This is a genomic window from Flavobacterium succinicans LMG 10402, assembly GCF_000611675.1.
Taxonomy (GTDB): domain Bacteria; phylum Bacteroidota; class Bacteroidia; order Flavobacteriales; family Flavobacteriaceae; genus Flavobacterium; species Flavobacterium succinicans.
In genome coordinates this window covers 52,944-68,740 of the sequence record NZ_JATV01000012.1, presented here as the reverse complement: position 1 = coordinate 68,740, position 15,797 = coordinate 52,944, and the positions used below count along the sequence as shown (strand labels likewise).

Here is a 15,797-nt window from a genome sequence, read left to right as displayed (position 1 = left end):
TTTAGACAAAGGTAGATTAATAAAGAGTATTTATGAAATAAAAAAACGCTCCAAAATTAATTTGGAGCGCTTAGTTTTAATTAAAGATTACTTATCTATAAATCATTTTGAATAATCAATGGGTTTACTTGAATTTCAGACAACGGAAACACTAATTGCCATCTCTTATCATTAGCAGGAACTGACATAACACCCGCAGTAATAGTTGTATTATGTTGAGCACCGGTTCTATCTAAAGGAGAATTAGTCCTTTTTAAATCAAAAAATCTAAACCCTTCTCCCCAAAGCTCAATTCGTCTTTGAAAGTAAATTTCATTTAACAAATCAGTACCTGTTTTAGTTGACAAAACATAAGCAGGATCTCTTTTTGACACCAAATTAAACAAAATTTGAGCAGCATCTGGAGCCCCTAAATTTGCTTTTGCCTCTGCTTCAATCAAAAACATTTCTGCAGCTCTCATGTAAGGAACATCACATCTACTATCTCCTGTACTAACAGAAAGAAACTTTTGACTAGTAAATGGGAATTTTTGAGCAGATGATACTAAAACGATATTTGGATGTTGTCCAGTTCTACTAAAAATAGTAGATCTAACATCAGTTGTCGGAATTAAATTATATAACTTACTATTAATAGCTTTAGGGCAACTACGAATAACTGTTGAGCTAAAATTTCTGGACATATATGCCCCGAAGTTTGCAAAAGATTCTGTTTGAAGTTCATTAATATAACTTCCCCACATCCATTCTTGATTATTGTAATTATTAAATCCAGAGCCATACTCCGCAATTGTCATTAAATTTTTACCAGCTCTAGCCTTACTTGCAAAATCAGCAGCAACTGACCAATTTCCTTGAACTAATGCAACACGAGCTTTTAAACCTTGAGCAACTCTTAAGTCCAAATGTGAATTATTAGGTTTAGTATAACCTACTAATAATTGTAATGCAGCATCAAGATCTTTATTTATCTGACTGTATACTTCTTCAACTGTTGAACGTGGTAATTTTTCGTTATTAACCTCCAAAATAATAGGTATCCCTGGTTGAGAATTAACCGTACCCTTAACATATCTTTTTGCATACAATTGTACTAATTGAAAGTGACAAAATGCACGATATACAAGAGCCTGCCCTTTTATTAAATTCTTTGAAGCAACACTTCCTTGTGCCGCATCTACTGCATTAATAATAGTATTAGCATTTCTATTTATTTGATAAAAAGTCCTATATGGAAAACGAACATCTTGTGAATTTTGATTATTTAAACTTGTCCAGTTATAAAATCCTAAGAACCATCCATTAGTAACAGGAAACACTACATCTTCACCAGCAATATCAACGGCTTGCATAACTCCTGCTATACCTGTTTCACTTTGTTGTTCATATCGAATATAAAGTGAACGGTGAATACCATTTAATAAGGTATATAAATTATCAGTAGTTGAAGTTGCATCCTCAGCACCAACAAACTCAGTTGGCTTCTTGTCTAAGAAATCATCAGAACAAGAACCTAATACTAATAACGAGGTTAAAAGTATTACATATTTAAAATTAAATTTTTTCATAATTAAAAGTTTAAATTAAGACCTAAAGAAATTAATCTAGCAGGCGAAAACCTATTTTGCGTTGTTCCGTTTAAATTTTGTGTAGGATCTAACCCAACTCTTTTAGTAAATAGCATTAAATTTTCTCCGTTAGCAAAAAATCTAATTCCATCAACACCAATTTTTCCAACAAATTTTGAAGGTAAATTATAAGACATTGTAATTTGACGTAATGATAAATAATCAGAATCTACCAACCATCTATCAGAAGCAGCTGAAGATTGAACGTTTCTATTCACATCTAATCTTGGTACGTCAGTAATATCACCAGGCTTTTGCCATCTTCTTAAAATATCAGTACTCAAAGCCGAACCATAATTATTTCCTGTATGCATTAAACCAGAGTAGTTACTATCATATGTTTTTCCTCCTAATTGATAAGTAAATAAAACTTCTAGCTGAAAACCACCATACTTAAATGTATTTGAAAAACTTCCAAACAAATCAGGCAACGAAGTATCTGCATAATGAAACAATGCTTTATTTTGATCAGTTGTAACGTTTACACCATTTACTACCCTGTAAGTTGGATCTACTACACCCGTTGCAGGCAAAAACTTTGGATCTATAACATAAAGCGCATAACCATCAGCAGGATCTACACCGTACCAATCTCTCAACCAATAATCAAAAATTGAACTTCCTATTGAATATTTTTTAGTCCCAGTAATGATTTCAGTTTGTGGCAATTTTGTTATTTCATTTTTAATTGTAGAGGCATTAACATTAAAATTCCAAGAAAAATCTTTAGTTTGAACTATAGTTGCGTCCAAAGAGATCTCTATACCACTATTATTCATCGTACCAATATTCTCTACTCTACTATCAAGTCCCGATGTTAAAGGATTAGGAACATTAAAAATTAAACCATCTGTCTCTCTTTTATAATACTCAACTGCACCTCTAATTCTATTTTTAAATAAAGTAAATTCAACACCAATGTCAGATTGTGTGTTTTTTTCCCATTGTAAATCTGCAGCACCAGGTCCATTAGCTACAAAACCACCTTCGGATCCGTTTGAGAATCCATTAGAAAATGTAGGCTGGCTAACATAATAGTTCAAACCTCCATTACTAGTATGTGAGTCATTTCCAACTTCACCCATAGATCCACGTAATTTTAGTTCATTTATCCATTCTGAATCCTTCAAAAAGTTTTCATTGGACAATACCCAAGCCAAACCGACAGACCAGAAATTACCCCATCTATTATCTTTAGCAAATTTTGAAGAACCATCTCTTCTAAATGAACCAGAAACAATATACTTAGTTAAATAATCATACCCAATTCTAGTAAAATAGGACTCCGTAGCATAATTTCTTGTAAAAGAGTTAAGATCACTAGTAGTAACAAAATTAATAAATTCAGTATTATTAGCACTGATTAATTTTCTTTTAGTCCCAGTTAGGAAATTGAATTCATAATCAAAACTTTCATGACCAAATAAAGCAGTAATATTATGACCATTAATAGATTTATTATAATCTAAAATTTGATTATAAGTAACACCTTTCGTCACACTATTTTCCTTAGAAGCTAGTCCATCTGGAGCTCCGTCACCGATAACTGGATTCCAATAAACACTATTATCAGTTGAAGTTCTATCAATTGCAACATTAGCTTTAAAAGTAAAATCTTTTAAAAACTTGAATTCTGCATAAGCCCTTGCATTAATAACCATTCCTTTATCTTTGTCGATATTATTTAGAGTTTCATAAACGACATTTCTACCATTTGAAGCACCAGAAGCTCTAATATCAGAATAAACAGGCTTACCAACAGCGTCCAAAAGCACACTTCCATCTGCGTTATGTTTATAAACAGGATATATAGGCCCCATATAACGAATTGTTCTAAATGGGTTATTAAAACTACTAGTGTTATCTACGCCATCTACAGCATTATTAGACTCAGATAAAACACCTGTTAAATTAATTCCAGTTTTAAACCATTCTTTATGTTTAGTATTAATATTTATACGTGCAGTAGCTCTTTTAAATTGAGACCCTTTAATATTCCCTTCTTCATCTAAATTACTCAATGAAGCATAATAATCTGTTTTCTCAGTTCTTCCTTGGTAAGAAAAATCAACGCTTTTTCTTACCCCTGCCCTACTTAATTGTTTTTCCCAATCTAAATCTTCAGTATACAAAAGATTTGCGTTTGGATTAATTTTTCCATCTAAACCAACAATAGAATTTGCAGGCACATTAAATGGGTTATTAACTAAAAACACTGGTGTATTAGCAGATGCATAAGCATTTGCTGCCGCAACATCTGCAGGTGTGGTTAAGACCCTACTATTGCGAACTGCTTCCCAAATTAATGGATAATATTCAAAAGCATTAACCCTTTCATATTCAGGTATTGACCTTGAAGACAAACCCGTACTTATATTTAAAGTAAACTTTTCTTTTGTTGACTTACCTGTTTTTGTAGTTATGATTACAACACCATTAGCCGCTTTAGATCCGTATAAAGAAGTAGAAGCTGCGTCTTTTAAAACGGTCATACTTTCAATATCAGCAGTATTAATACTACTCAAATCTCCAGTAAAAGGAACGCCATCTAAAATATATAAAGGCGTATTAGAACCATTAATAGAACTAAAACCTCTAATTCTTATAGTTGGTGCAGATCCTGGTTGACCAGCTGCACTTTGTATTTGAACTCCAGAAACCGCCCCTTCTATACCTGATAAAACATTCGTTACCGATCTATTTTCTAAAGATTCACCTGAAACCGAAGTAGCAGAACCAGTGAAAGCTGATTTTTTGGACTTACCATAAGCTACTACAACAACATCCTCAAGAGTTTGAGCTTCATCAGAAACCATTAATACATTTAAAACAGTTGAACTCGAAACAACTTTGGAAACATTCTTCATGCCTACAAATGAAAACAACAAAACATCACCTGCCTTAGCTTTTATAGCATATCCCCCATCAAAACTAGTTTGAACTCCTGATTTAGCCCCTTTAATACTAACATTAACACCTGGGATTGGACCTGTTTGATCAGTAACTGTCCCTGTAATAGTCTTGTCTTGAGCGAAGACAAATTGCATTGACATGGCCAATAGCAAAGAAAAAATCCATTTGAATTTTGATCTCATATTTTTATTATTTGAATTAGTTATGAAGCAAAAATCATAATAATTTCTTAATACACCAAAAATAAATAACATAATTATTTTCACAAAGTATTCATCAACACCATCCTATTTGTTAATATTTTGACATTATAACAAAACAAACCAACTTAAAGCGAATAATTTAAACATTTATTATCATTTTTTAAGAACATAGACATATAATACATAACACAATAATTTAACAAAAACTGTTGTTTTAAGTTAAATAAAAACAAAAAACGTATAGACGGAAAAATATTAGTCCTTTTTTTCTGTATTTCTCATCATGCTTTTACTAAAAAACATCATTAATTAATTATTTATTCAATAATAAAAACAACATAACATAAAGTAATTAACACTTCAAAAAAAGAAATTTAACAGCATTACAAAAAAGACAACAAAAAGACTCTTTAATTAGATGCAAAAAAAAAGCAGTAGCAAACTTTTGTTCACTACTGCTTTTTAAAAAACATAAAGGACTTTTAAGCTACTTCGTTGTAACTACCTTCCTCTATTTACCGAATCATCAATATTTGCATTGGCATCGATTTCAGTTTGAGGAATTTTCAAGAAAAAACGATTGTCATCTGCAAGCAACCCATAAGGCAACCCAGCACTACCATTTATTCCTTGCAAACGTTGATTTCCTGTTCTTGGCATTGCGTTTCCTAAACGTTTAGCATCAAACCATTCCACACCATTTTCCATGAATAATTCTTTTCTTCTTTCGATTAGAATTTCATCAATAAGGGCCTGACCTGCATTAGAACTCTGAACCGCTTCTGCATCTCTATTTTTTTGCAAAGCATATAAAATAGCTTTTGCTTCTGTTTCTTTTCCTAAACGAGCTTTCGCTTCGGCATCGATCAAAATCAATTCAGCAAAACGAATTAATGGAGAATGTGAGCTTGTAGTAAAAGAGAATTTATTTGACACATAATATCTAAAGTCGGTTACAGGGTATGTAGAAGATTTCAAATTAAACAACTTATTCGGCCCAATACCTCCTCTTACATCAGTTGAAGAAAATAATTTGACAAAATCTGAATTCACATACACATTAAGGTAAGCCGTTGCTCTGTGATCAGAGAAAGCATGAGGTGCCAAAAAGTAATACATTGATTGCGCTTCCGATTGTGGTGATCCCCACAACCATTCTTTGTTATTGTAATCTTTAAACCCATTACCATAACTCAAGGCATCAAGTACTGCTGTAACATTTCCACCATAGGCAGAATTTGCAGCCACTTCAGCTAAATCCCATTTCCCCATTACTTGATAAACTTGAGCCAAAAGAGCTGAAGCCACTTGTTTATTAACATATGATTTCCCCAAACGAGAAGTACTACACAATTCGATCGACTTTATTAAATCTTCAACAATAAAATCATACATTTCTTTTACGGTTGTCATTGGCCCACCTACCAAAGTTGGCTCTTTGTATATTGGTGGTGCTGGATAATTTGGATCTAATTTGTATGATTTTGAAAACTCCAAAACCAATTGATGATAAAAGAAGGCACGCAATGCATAACCTTGACCTGTTAATTCATTTTTATCAGTTGCTGTTAATTTTTGACTACCAAGTACACCCTTGATAAATGAATTGATTTGATTAATCATGAAATAAGGATAATTCCAAGAGAAATTTGTTCTTCTATAAACAGGTTCACGATTATCGTTTTCATAATCAAAAGCATACCAGTTACTAGCAACGATAGCATCGTTACCCTTTACTGTTCTAGCAAAAAACATTGAGTTCACCCCTCCTGAATCAGTACTCATGTATTGTGCTCTAAAATTTCTCATGATTCCAGACAAAGCCCCATTGGCAGTGTTTCTAGATTCAAAAACATCTTCTATTGGCACTCCAGTAGATGGCTTAGCTTCATTTATAAAGTCATCACCACAACTTACTAACGATAAAGCCCCTAAAAAAGCTACTATCGATATTTTTATTGTTTTTTTCATAGTATTTACATTTTAATTTGCAACTGTCAAACAGTTACTAATAAGCATTTAATTAAAAATCAAGTTTTAACCCTAAAGAAGCCACACGTTGATTGTATGATCTACTATCTGTAACTCCATCAAAACTTTGCTCTGGATCAATTCCTTTGTGTGATTGAATGGTAAACAAATTATCACCTTGAACATATACACGAACATTGTTCATTCCTAATCTATTCACTAATTCTTTGTTCATATTATATCCAACATTTAAAGCTTTCAAACGGATATAGTTGTTTTTGAACAAAAATCTGGTGGATTGAGAACCAAAATCATTATTACCTTGGTATAATTTAGGAACATCAGTAATATCCCCAGGATTTTGCCAACGATCTTCTAAATCAACGTGACCTGGACGTCCTGGATCTTTTAATCCTGTCATTAATGATGCATAAGAACTATCATAAACATAAGCTCCAAAACTAAAATTAAACAATACATTCATATCAAAATTTTTGTATCTGAAATAATTGGTTAAACCACCTACTACATCTGGTAAAGAAGATTTTCCTGTATAGTTTCTAGCTGCTTTTGAATAGGTTTTCGTTGTATTACGATTTCCATCTGCATCTACTCCATCTGCATACCACATTCCACGTCCGTCGGTTGGATCTACCCCAGCCCATTCTTGCATCCAGAAATCATAAATAGACCTTCCCTCTTCCCATCTTTTAGTTCCTGTAATTACAGACGCTTGCGTTAAAGCAGTCACTTCATTTCTGTCAAAAGAGAAATTCAAATCAGTAGTCCATCTGAAATCACTATTTTGAATATTGGTTGTATTGAAATACACCTCTAAACCATAGTTTCTCAATGAACCCGCATTAGTTAAATAAGTAGTACTTCCTGTAGAACCTGCAAGCGGAATTGCATAAATCAAATCAATAGATTCTTTGTTGTAATAATCTGCACCAAATCGAACACGATTATTCCATAATCCCACTTCAATTCCGATGTTAGCTGAAGCTGTTTTTTCCCAAGTTAAGTTTCTATTTACAGGATTACCAAGCGTAATACCTGCATTAGTCAATTCTGAAGTTCCTAAGTTGTACAATTGCTCATAAGGAAAATAAGATGAAGTCTTGTTGTTTCCTAATTCACCATACGATCCCTTTAAACGCAAAGCACTAATAGTCTCGTTATCTGCTAAGAAACTCTCATCTTTAATACTCCAAGCACCTCCGATAGAATAGAAATTACCCCAACGCACCTCTTGAGCAAAACGAGACGATCCATCCGATCTATAAGAACCTTCAATAAAATATTTACCAGCATAGTTATAAGAAACCCTTCCCAAATATGAAGCTAATCTTTCTTCATTGATACTTCCACCTACCCCAACTGGATTAGTAGCCCCATTATTCACACCTACTCCTGGCAAAAATCCTTCACCGCTAGAATACATAGCGTCTACTTTAAACTGATAAGCCTCTTGAATAGCATCTATAGAGAACGTATGATTCCCAATTTCTTTTTTGTAGTTCACCATATTAGTAAAGTTAATAGAGGTTGAAATATCTCTGTTTTGAGAAATTCTACCATTAACGTTTTGTGCATTACCATAAAGTGGAGAACTATAGTTATAATTGTCGTACAAATATTTTTGATACGCAAGAGTTGATTTAAAAGTTAAACCTTCCATGATATCAAGGTTTACATACCCATTTAAAGTAATATCATCTCTATTATTTCTAACAATATAATTTGAAATTGCTCCTGCAGCATTTTCATTTTGAAAAGAAGGACGAGCCGCATTCAATGATCCTTGATTTGCACCATAATCGTAAATTTTATTCCCTAAAGAATCTAAAATCAAGCTACCATTCGGATCATGACGATACACAGGATAGATAGATGACACGCTATAAATCCATTGAATTGGACTATTATAACTATTACCACTTTGAGTTGGGTAGTTTTGAGAAGAGGCTGTATACCCCATATTCAATCCTGCACTAATCGTTTTGTTTACTCTTGTAGCAATATTTAAACGCACTGCCGTTCTATCAAAATCAGAACCTCTCAAAGCTCCTTCTTGACTCAAGTTATTTGCAGAAAAAGCATAAGTTGTACTTTCTCCACCACCATTTACTGCGATAGAATTTTCTCTTCTGATAGCAGAATTATTAATTAAAGTATTCTCCCAATCCGTAGACCAATACTTGTCAGTAGTCACTAATTTACCATCAACCCCTACAGGAACAGCAGCTTTATATGGGTTATATCCTAAAACAGAAACCAATCCATTTGAAGCATTAGTCGCAGCCAATGTTGGACTTTGTCCATTAGCAAGATTAACATTTTTTCGAGCTTCCCATGTCATCTCCATCAATCGATCAGTTGATACCAATTCATGCATTTTCACAGCATTTCCTCCAACACCAATAACAGAATTCACAGAAACACTTGTTGGCGCATTGAATTTACCTTTTTTGGTTGTAATAATAATTACACCATTAGCACCTCTAGAACCATATAATGCAGTAGACGAAGCATCTTTCAATACGTTCATAGATTCGATTTGATCCGAGCTAATAGAGTTGATATTTCCATTATATGGCGCACCATCCAAAATAATTAATGGCTCAGAAGAAGAACTAATTGAACCAATACCACGAATTCTAATCGCAGGATTCTCACCTGGTTGCCCACCAGAAGTAACAACGTTAACCCCAGCAACACTACCTTGAATTGCCGATAAAACACTAGTTGCTTGTTGCTTTTCTAGCACATCCTTCCCTACAGTAGTAACAGAACCAACAATTTCTTTTGATTTTTGTTTACCATAAGCAACAATGACTACTTCTTCAAGTTCTTTGGCACTAGAATCTAAATTGATTTTTAGATTGGTTTTTTCCCCAACAGCAACCTCTTTGTCTTTCATTCCCATGTAAGAAAACACCAAAACATCTCCAGTCTTTGCTTTAATTGAAAAAGCACCATCAAAATCAGTTTGAACACCAAAAGTAGTTCCTTTAATAAGTACATTTGCGCCTGGTATCGGCCCCGTGTTATCCGTAACTTTTCCTGTGATCGTTTTCTCTTGTGCAAAAGCAAATTGCATAGACAAAACCACTAGAAGAGAAAAGATCCATTTAGATTTCAATCTCATGATATTTTATTTTTATTAGTAATGTTGCAAAAATTATAAATTATTACTAAAACCACAAGGAATCTCCGAGGCCTTGCAAACACTGAGAATTTTAAAAAAACACATCTTGTTCTATATTTCTGCATTTTTTTGATATTGTATTTATAATCCAAAAAAACGAGAATAATTTAAAATAGTAATGTTAAAAACCATACGATATGCTAAGTCCTAATTTTTTCATAAAATTCTACGAAAGCGGTTGCGATGAAGCCGGAAGAGGCTGTCTAGCAGGCCCTGTAACTGCCGCATCCGTAATCCTTCCATTACATTTTAAAAACAATTTACTTAATGATAGCAAAAAGTTAACAGAAAAGATTCGAAAAAGTCTTAAATTCGTTATTGAAAATGAAGCGATATCCTACGCAATTACCCATATCGAACCACAAGAAATTGATGACATCAATATTCTGAACGCATCGATAAAAGCCATGCAAGAATGTGTTGTAAAATTGGATCCAAAACCGAATGCTGTCATCATTGATGGGAATGCCCCATTTATTCCAAAAAAAGGAATTATCACGAAAGGTGTTAAAATATTTTCAAAAGAAGAAATCGAATTTTTAACTGGATTACAAAACGCCAGCATTGTAAAAGGGGATGCCAAATATATGAATATAGCTGCAGCATCAATTTTGGCCAAAACCTACAGGGACGAATACATGGATCGTATTCATGAAGAATTCCCCATGTACAATTGGAAAAAAAACAAAGGCTACCCAACGCAAGAGCATCGAGCAGCCATTCAAAAATATGGAGTTACAAAATACCATCGCATGAGCTTTCGACTATTACCCGAACAACTCAAACTCGATTTGTAAAAAACAAAACTTTAAATCACACTAACAAAAGTAGCTTCGAACAGTGATGCAAAATGTTTTTTAATTTTTTGCTTCACATCTTCTTCATCTACCACTGCCACACCAAGCTCTACATTGAGCGATGTAACCGCTTTGCCACGAATGCCACACGGAATAATATTATCAAAATAACCCAAATCAACATTCACATTTAAAGCAAATCCATGCATAGTCACCCAGCGTGAAGCACGCACGCCCATGGCACAAATTTTTCTAGCAAACGGAGTACCTACTCCCAACCAAACACCCGTTTCACCCTCACTCCTTCCGCATTCTAATCCGTACTCTTGCAAGGTCAAAATGATGGCTTCCTCCAAAAAACGCAAGTATTTATGAATGTCCGAGAAAAAATTCTCCAAATCCAAAATAGGATAACCCACAATTTGCCCTGGGCCGTGATACGTAATATCGCCCCCGCGATTAATTTTGTAAAACGTAGCACCTTTTGCTGACAATTGGGTTTCGTTTAAAAGCAAATTGCTCAAATCACCACTTTTCCCTAAAGTATACACATGTGGATGCTCCACAAAGAGCAAATAATTTGGCGTAGGAAGATGGGTTTCCTCTCTACGATTTCGGACTTTTAAATCGACAATTTCTTTGAACAAGGCCTCTTGATATTCCCAAGTTGCTTTATAATCTTTACTGCCTAAATCTAGAAGTTGGATATTTTTATTCATTTTACGTATCTAAAATTCGCTTAATTCCATAAAGAACAGCAGTTTTTAATCTCAATATTTGGGCGTTACCACAAGGGTCGGACTCACGTTACAATCTTTTTGAGGCAGAAAAAGCCTCAAAAAGGATTTTCAATGCAAACGAAGTTCTTTGAACACCTATGAAAATAATATAAGTGAAGGAATCCCTAACGCAAAAAGCAGTACAAAAAAAAGGAATCCCTAAAACTCAACCTCTATATTCATTTTTTCAGGATGATCCATATAGTCCGAAAAAGGATATTGAAGGGTAATCGTTTTTCTATCCTCGCTAAATAAGGCCGATGCATTGGAAACTTTTTTAACGGGCTTGGCAAAATGATATTTCAAAATATAATTTGAAGAAGCAAAAATCATTTTATTCATTTCCGTTGCTTCATTATTTTCATCCTTACTCTCATTTTTATTAGAAGTCGCCATTCTTGAAAAGGTGTTTCCTTTAAGAGTATATACCAAAGTCGAATTATTATTAGCAATTCCTTCCTGAAGCAATCCTGAACCAAACTCAGCCGATTTGAATCCTTTATTTTGCAAAGCACTCATAGCATTTACTGCGACCATAGCATCCTGCAAGTCTGACACCTGTTTAAAATCAGTAGATAAAGTGAATAAAAATTGCTTTTGTTCTTGATTCATTTGCATTCGCACGTTGAAATTTTCTAATTTCTTCAACAATTGTTGCTCATCTATAGGTAATTTAGCGATACTATCTTTATTTTCAGCAATGATCTGTTTAAAAGTAAAAGTAGAATCCAGATTTTTTTGCCCCATGAGTGAATCCTTGGGCATCATGGTCATTAATCCTGAACCATCAAGATCTACACTAAATTTTCCTGAACCATCCGTATTTACATAAATATTTTCGGTCACTGTACAACTCGTCACTAAACTAGTGATCAAAAAAACAAGAAGCATTAATTTGGCTTTCATATTCCAATAGTATTAACCTCTAAAATGAGGCATTTGAAAAAATCACTACACTTTTAAAGAAAGAATGTAGCACACATTTAATTTGAGCCAAAGATACTAAAAACACTTGTTCAAACTCAAAATAGTCAAGCTCTTTACCTATTTTTAGTATTATTCAAATACAATAGTCACCGCAGTACTTTCGGGGTTTATCAAACTTTCAAGCAGATCAAAAGTGATTGCTGCCGATTTTTTGTCCGGACTTATTTTGGCATTTGCCACGGATACCGACTGTATCTTTTTAGGAAAATGATAGTTGAATGTTATTTTTTGATGCAACTTCATAGGAGACAATTTAGACTTATATTGTACTAAATTCTCTTGTTCTTTCTTTAAAAACTTCTCACTAATAATTGTTACCACCCTTTTAAATTGGTTTCCTGAATACTCAAAAGAAACCTTATAATAATGCTCCTCAGCACTCAAAGCATAATTATGAACAATGTCACTCACATATTCCTGCGTCTTATACAAATCTGCAATTTTGGAAGGATGAAGAAAATCTTGCTTAAAGGTGGTTCGAAACTCTTTTTCAAAAGAATTCTTTTTGATATGCACCTGCACACCTTTGTAGGCATTAAACACGGCCTTTTCTTCAGGTGTTAACTTTGAAAAAGTTTCATCATACTTTTTTATATAATCATCAAAAACATAGGTAGTATCTTCAAAAACTTCATTTTTGTTATACTCTTCACCAGCTATCTGCTGATAACTTTGCTCTACTCGGTGCAATTCAAAAGTAGCCTGCCCACTTCCATCGGCATTTACCACTATCGTTTCGGTTACTTGACACCCCACTAAAAGGAGCAAACATATAACCATCAAAAAGGTATTTTCATTCTTCATATGATACAATTAATCGATCAAATATAAAGAAATAACCTATAAAAAAATATTTCCAGTCAATAAACAGTATATAAATCAAAGTCACTAGGCATAAAATTTATGAATTACAAAAATATTGCGCTAAAGGATTACAAAATAAAAAAATAAATTTGTGCACCTAAACCTAATAAACTTAACCTATGCATCGCATTTTAAAAAACAAAAAGATTTTCCTAGCACTAACGATCACTGTTTTAGTTTTTGCTGGTTGTGAAACTGACGTAAACTACAAAACGTACCAACCTAATTATTTATCTAGTATTGACGCTACCCAATTACCCGCTGCCAACAAACCGATGACAATGTTTGAGGATGATGAAGATCCTGCCAGAATGTATGACAAAAAAGACCGATGGTTTCGCGTCAACGAACCGTTACAAATAATCCAAAAAGGTAAAGATTCTGTACAAATTTCATTGTACTCGCCAGTAGCGCTTTCCGACGTAAAAATCTATGCCAAACTAGCCAACTACGACAAGCGATTTGTGTTGTTTCATTTTAGCAAAATCCCAGCTTTTCACAGATCCGTACATCAAATACCATTGGTAGTTGGCAAAAACGATTATTTATTAGAAAATGGAAAAACCGTTACTATTGACAAAATAGAAGGCTTTGCATCGAACGAAATCACGTTTACAACCGCATCAACCGATCCCTTATTTGCTAAATTTCAAAAAATTAAATCCAAACACCTAGTACAATTTCATGATGGGTACCACATCAACGAATTAGGGAAATTTCTCCCAATGAATCCTGTTTTGGCCAAAGAAGCGATCACTATGATCATCAACTATTCCTATGCGCTAAGTCACCCAATTTATTATGACACTTTTAAAAACTATGACAAATACAAACAAGAGCAAGCTACTTTAGCAGGGACTCCCGTAAACGGTGCGATTGACTGGCATGGCAATGGAGATGACACCAACGGTAATTATGACTATTACACCAAAGAAGAAATTGAAAAAATTTACTGGAACTATCTTGATTCAAGAACAGTTTACATGGCCATGGTGGGCGGTGCTGCTGCTTTAGGAGGCGGACCACTGGCCTCACATTGGGAATCCTCATACGTTAGAGGGCATTGGCTAGGCGATATGTCGGTTTGGTCTCATGAATACTCTCATCATATTGGTTTTGGACACAGTAGTAATTTGGCCAATAGCGGCGAAGGAGGTGGCCAACAAGAAATGCTGACACATTTTTACAAATACTTGATCTATTTAAATGACTTGCCTTTTATTGACCCCGAGATCCTCAAAGGGTGGACAAAAACCAAGTATTTAAACGGAACATACAACAAACCTGTTTTTAAAATCAACAACAACAATCCCTTTTTACTAAAGTACAAAGGAGAAGGAAAATGGAACTAATACAATACACTAACAAAATGAAAAAATATTTTTACCTTATACTACTTCTATCTACTCTAATCAGTTGTAGCAAAGACAGTGACGAAACATACGAGCCGACCAACTATCAACACTATTTTTTAACGAACGAAGCGACCATCAACGCAAATCAAATTGTAGGTGGAACTGGAAAACTAGAAACAAGAGCCCTAACTATTGCCAACAACAAATTATACGTTTGCAATGGTGATGTTTTAGAAATTTTTGATGCCTCCACATTAGCATACCTTTCTAGTCTAAAAAACTACACCAAAGGAACCACTACTATTCCGTTCACCAAACTATCTTCCATCTCTGTAGACAATGGTAGAATCTACCTTGGAAGTATTGATTCAAGAATTTTTGTTTTGGATGAAAAATCACTTTCGGGTATCAATACGATTGGAAACGGTCAATGGTGGCAAACTTTTGTTCACGTATTCGGTTTAAAAGCAAAAGACGGCCTTTTATTTGTTAAAGAAAAAAACACAAGCATTAAAGTATTCCAAACGGCACAAATCACAGAAACTAGTAACTGGAATCTAGCACCCATCGCTAAACTCAACACCTTAAAAGGAAGCGATGAAATCTATTCGATGGATGTTTCCAATGGAAATCTGATCGTAGCTGGGCGCAACGCCAATGGTTATTTACATTACAACCTAACCGATATTGTAAAAAACGGCACCAACTCCTTAACGGTCCCTATTTTACCCAACACTAAAGTCATCACCGATTGCAATCCAACCTCAGTAGCTTTTAGCAACGACTGGGCCATCACCACCGAGAATATAAAAGGAAATACTCATATTCGCTTGTACCCCAAAGGGGCTTTCCTAGATCAATCCTATACTCCATTGCTAAGCAACATGGACGTCATGGGACAAAATCCATTTACAGGCATTGCTAGTTGTGCTCTTTTGGATCAACGCTTATTTGTACCGGACAACCTTAATCAAACCATCCGAATCCTGAAAATAAATAAAATTACCATTGCGGAACAGAAATAAAATCGCATTCAGTTTTCATTTTCATATAGAAGAATTTTGAACTAAATTCAAAAGCACTACTCGC

Annotated in this window: 10 protein-coding genes; 3 read left to right on the top strand and 7 right to left on the bottom strand. The window is 34.1% G+C overall.

The genetic code is table 11. From position 1 onward, the window contains the following. Window positions 1–95: 95 nt before the first annotated feature. The 4 genes from AO58_RS0112580 to AO58_RS0112565 form a co-directional block, all read right to left on the bottom strand. On the bottom strand, window positions 96–1,568 hold the full coding sequence (locus AO58_RS0112580) for a RagB/SusD family nutrient uptake outer membrane protein (RefSeq protein ID WP_024982045.1): 1,473 nt from the start codon (window positions 1,566–1,568) through the stop codon (window positions 96–98). 2 nt (window positions 1,569–1,570) lie between these two features. Continuing rightward, window positions 1,571–4,723 carry a SusC/RagA family TonB-linked outer membrane protein gene (locus AO58_RS0112575; RefSeq protein WP_024982044.1) on the bottom strand — a complete coding sequence of 1,051 codons (3,153 nt, stop codon included), beginning with the start codon at window positions 4,721–4,723 and terminating at the stop codon, window positions 1,571–1,573. A 522-nt stretch (window positions 4,724–5,245) separates the two neighbouring features. Next, window positions 5,246–6,715, bottom strand: a complete 1,470-nt coding sequence (locus AO58_RS0112570; RefSeq protein ID WP_024982043.1) for a RagB/SusD family nutrient uptake outer membrane protein — start codon at window positions 6,713–6,715, stop codon at window positions 5,246–5,248. A gap of 52 nt (window positions 6,716–6,767) precedes the next feature. Beyond that, window positions 6,768–9,866, bottom strand: a complete 3,099-nt coding sequence (locus tag AO58_RS0112565; RefSeq protein ID WP_024982042.1) for a SusC/RagA family TonB-linked outer membrane protein — start codon at window positions 9,864–9,866, stop codon at window positions 6,768–6,770. A gap of 197 nt (window positions 9,867–10,063) precedes the next feature. Between AO58_RS0112565 and rnhB the strand changes: the two genes are divergently transcribed. Further along, window positions 10,064–10,723 (top strand): ribonuclease HII, encoded by a 660-nt coding sequence (rnhB, locus tag AO58_RS0112560; RefSeq protein WP_024982041.1) that lies wholly within the window; start codon window positions 10,064–10,066, stop codon window positions 10,721–10,723. 11 nt (window positions 10,724–10,734) lie between these two features. Here rnhB and lipB read toward each other — a convergent pair whose 3' ends face one another. The 3 genes from lipB to AO58_RS0112545 form a co-directional block, all read right to left on the bottom strand. Next, window positions 10,735–11,442: a lipoyl(octanoyl) transferase LipB gene (lipB, locus tag AO58_RS0112555; RefSeq protein WP_024982040.1), complete on the bottom strand. Its 708-nt coding sequence runs from the start codon at window positions 11,440–11,442 to the stop codon at window positions 10,735–10,737. A gap of 219 nt (window positions 11,443–11,661) precedes the next feature. Beyond that, complete coding sequence (locus AO58_RS0112550) at window positions 11,662–12,408, bottom strand: hypothetical protein (protein WP_024982039.1); 747 nt, start codon at window positions 12,406–12,408, stop codon at window positions 11,662–11,664. A 150-nt stretch (window positions 12,409–12,558) separates the two neighbouring features. After that, window positions 12,559–13,293, bottom strand: coding sequence for a hypothetical protein (locus AO58_RS0112545; protein ID WP_024982038.1), 735 nt, complete (start codon window positions 13,291–13,293; stop codon window positions 12,559–12,561). A gap of 179 nt (window positions 13,294–13,472) precedes the next feature. Here AO58_RS0112545 and AO58_RS0112540 point away from each other — a divergent pair, with 179 nt between their 5' ends. Continuing rightward, window positions 13,473–14,705, top strand: coding sequence for a hypothetical protein (locus tag AO58_RS0112540; protein WP_024982037.1), 1,233 nt, complete (start codon window positions 13,473–13,475; stop codon window positions 14,703–14,705). A 17-nt stretch (window positions 14,706–14,722) separates the two neighbouring features. After that, a complete protein-coding gene (locus tag AO58_RS0112535; RefSeq protein WP_244530710.1) occupies window positions 14,723–15,733 on the top strand; it encodes a hypothetical protein in 1,011 nt (336 codons plus the stop codon). Window positions 15,734–15,797: the final 64 nt, after the last annotated feature.

Excerpts from the sequence above, each read along its gene's own strand:
- rnhB (WP_024982041.1), top strand. The coding sequence starts at position 10,064 with ATGCTAAGTCCTAATTTTTTCATAAAATTCTACGAAAGCGGTTGCGAT.
- AO58_RS0112575 (WP_024982044.1), bottom strand. The coding sequence starts at position 4,723 with ATGAGATCAAAATTCAAATGGATTTTTTCTTTGCTATTGGCCATGTCA.
- AO58_RS0112580 (WP_024982045.1), bottom strand. The coding sequence starts at position 1,568 with ATGAAAAAATTTAATTTTAAATATGTAATACTTTTAACCTCGTTATTA.
- AO58_RS0112540 (WP_024982037.1), top strand. The coding sequence starts at position 13,473 with ATGCATCGCATTTTAAAAAACAAAAAGATTTTCCTAGCACTAACGATC.
- AO58_RS0112570 (WP_024982043.1), bottom strand. The coding sequence starts at position 6,715 with ATGAAAAAAACAATAAAAATATCGATAGTAGCTTTTTTAGGGGCTTTA.
- lipB (WP_024982040.1), bottom strand. The coding sequence starts at position 11,442 with ATGAATAAAAATATCCAACTTCTAGATTTAGGCAGTAAAGATTATAAA.
- AO58_RS0112535 (WP_244530710.1), top strand. The coding sequence starts at position 14,723 with ATGAAAAAATATTTTTACCTTATACTACTTCTATCTACTCTAATCAGT.
- AO58_RS0112565 (WP_024982042.1), bottom strand. The coding sequence starts at position 9,866 with ATGAGATTGAAATCTAAATGGATCTTTTCTCTTCTAGTGGTTTTGTCT.
- AO58_RS0112550 (WP_024982039.1), bottom strand. The coding sequence starts at position 12,408 with ATGAAAGCCAAATTAATGCTTCTTGTTTTTTTGATCACTAGTTTAGTG.
- AO58_RS0112545 (WP_024982038.1), bottom strand. The coding sequence starts at position 13,293 with ATGAAGAATGAAAATACCTTTTTGATGGTTATATGTTTGCTCCTTTTA.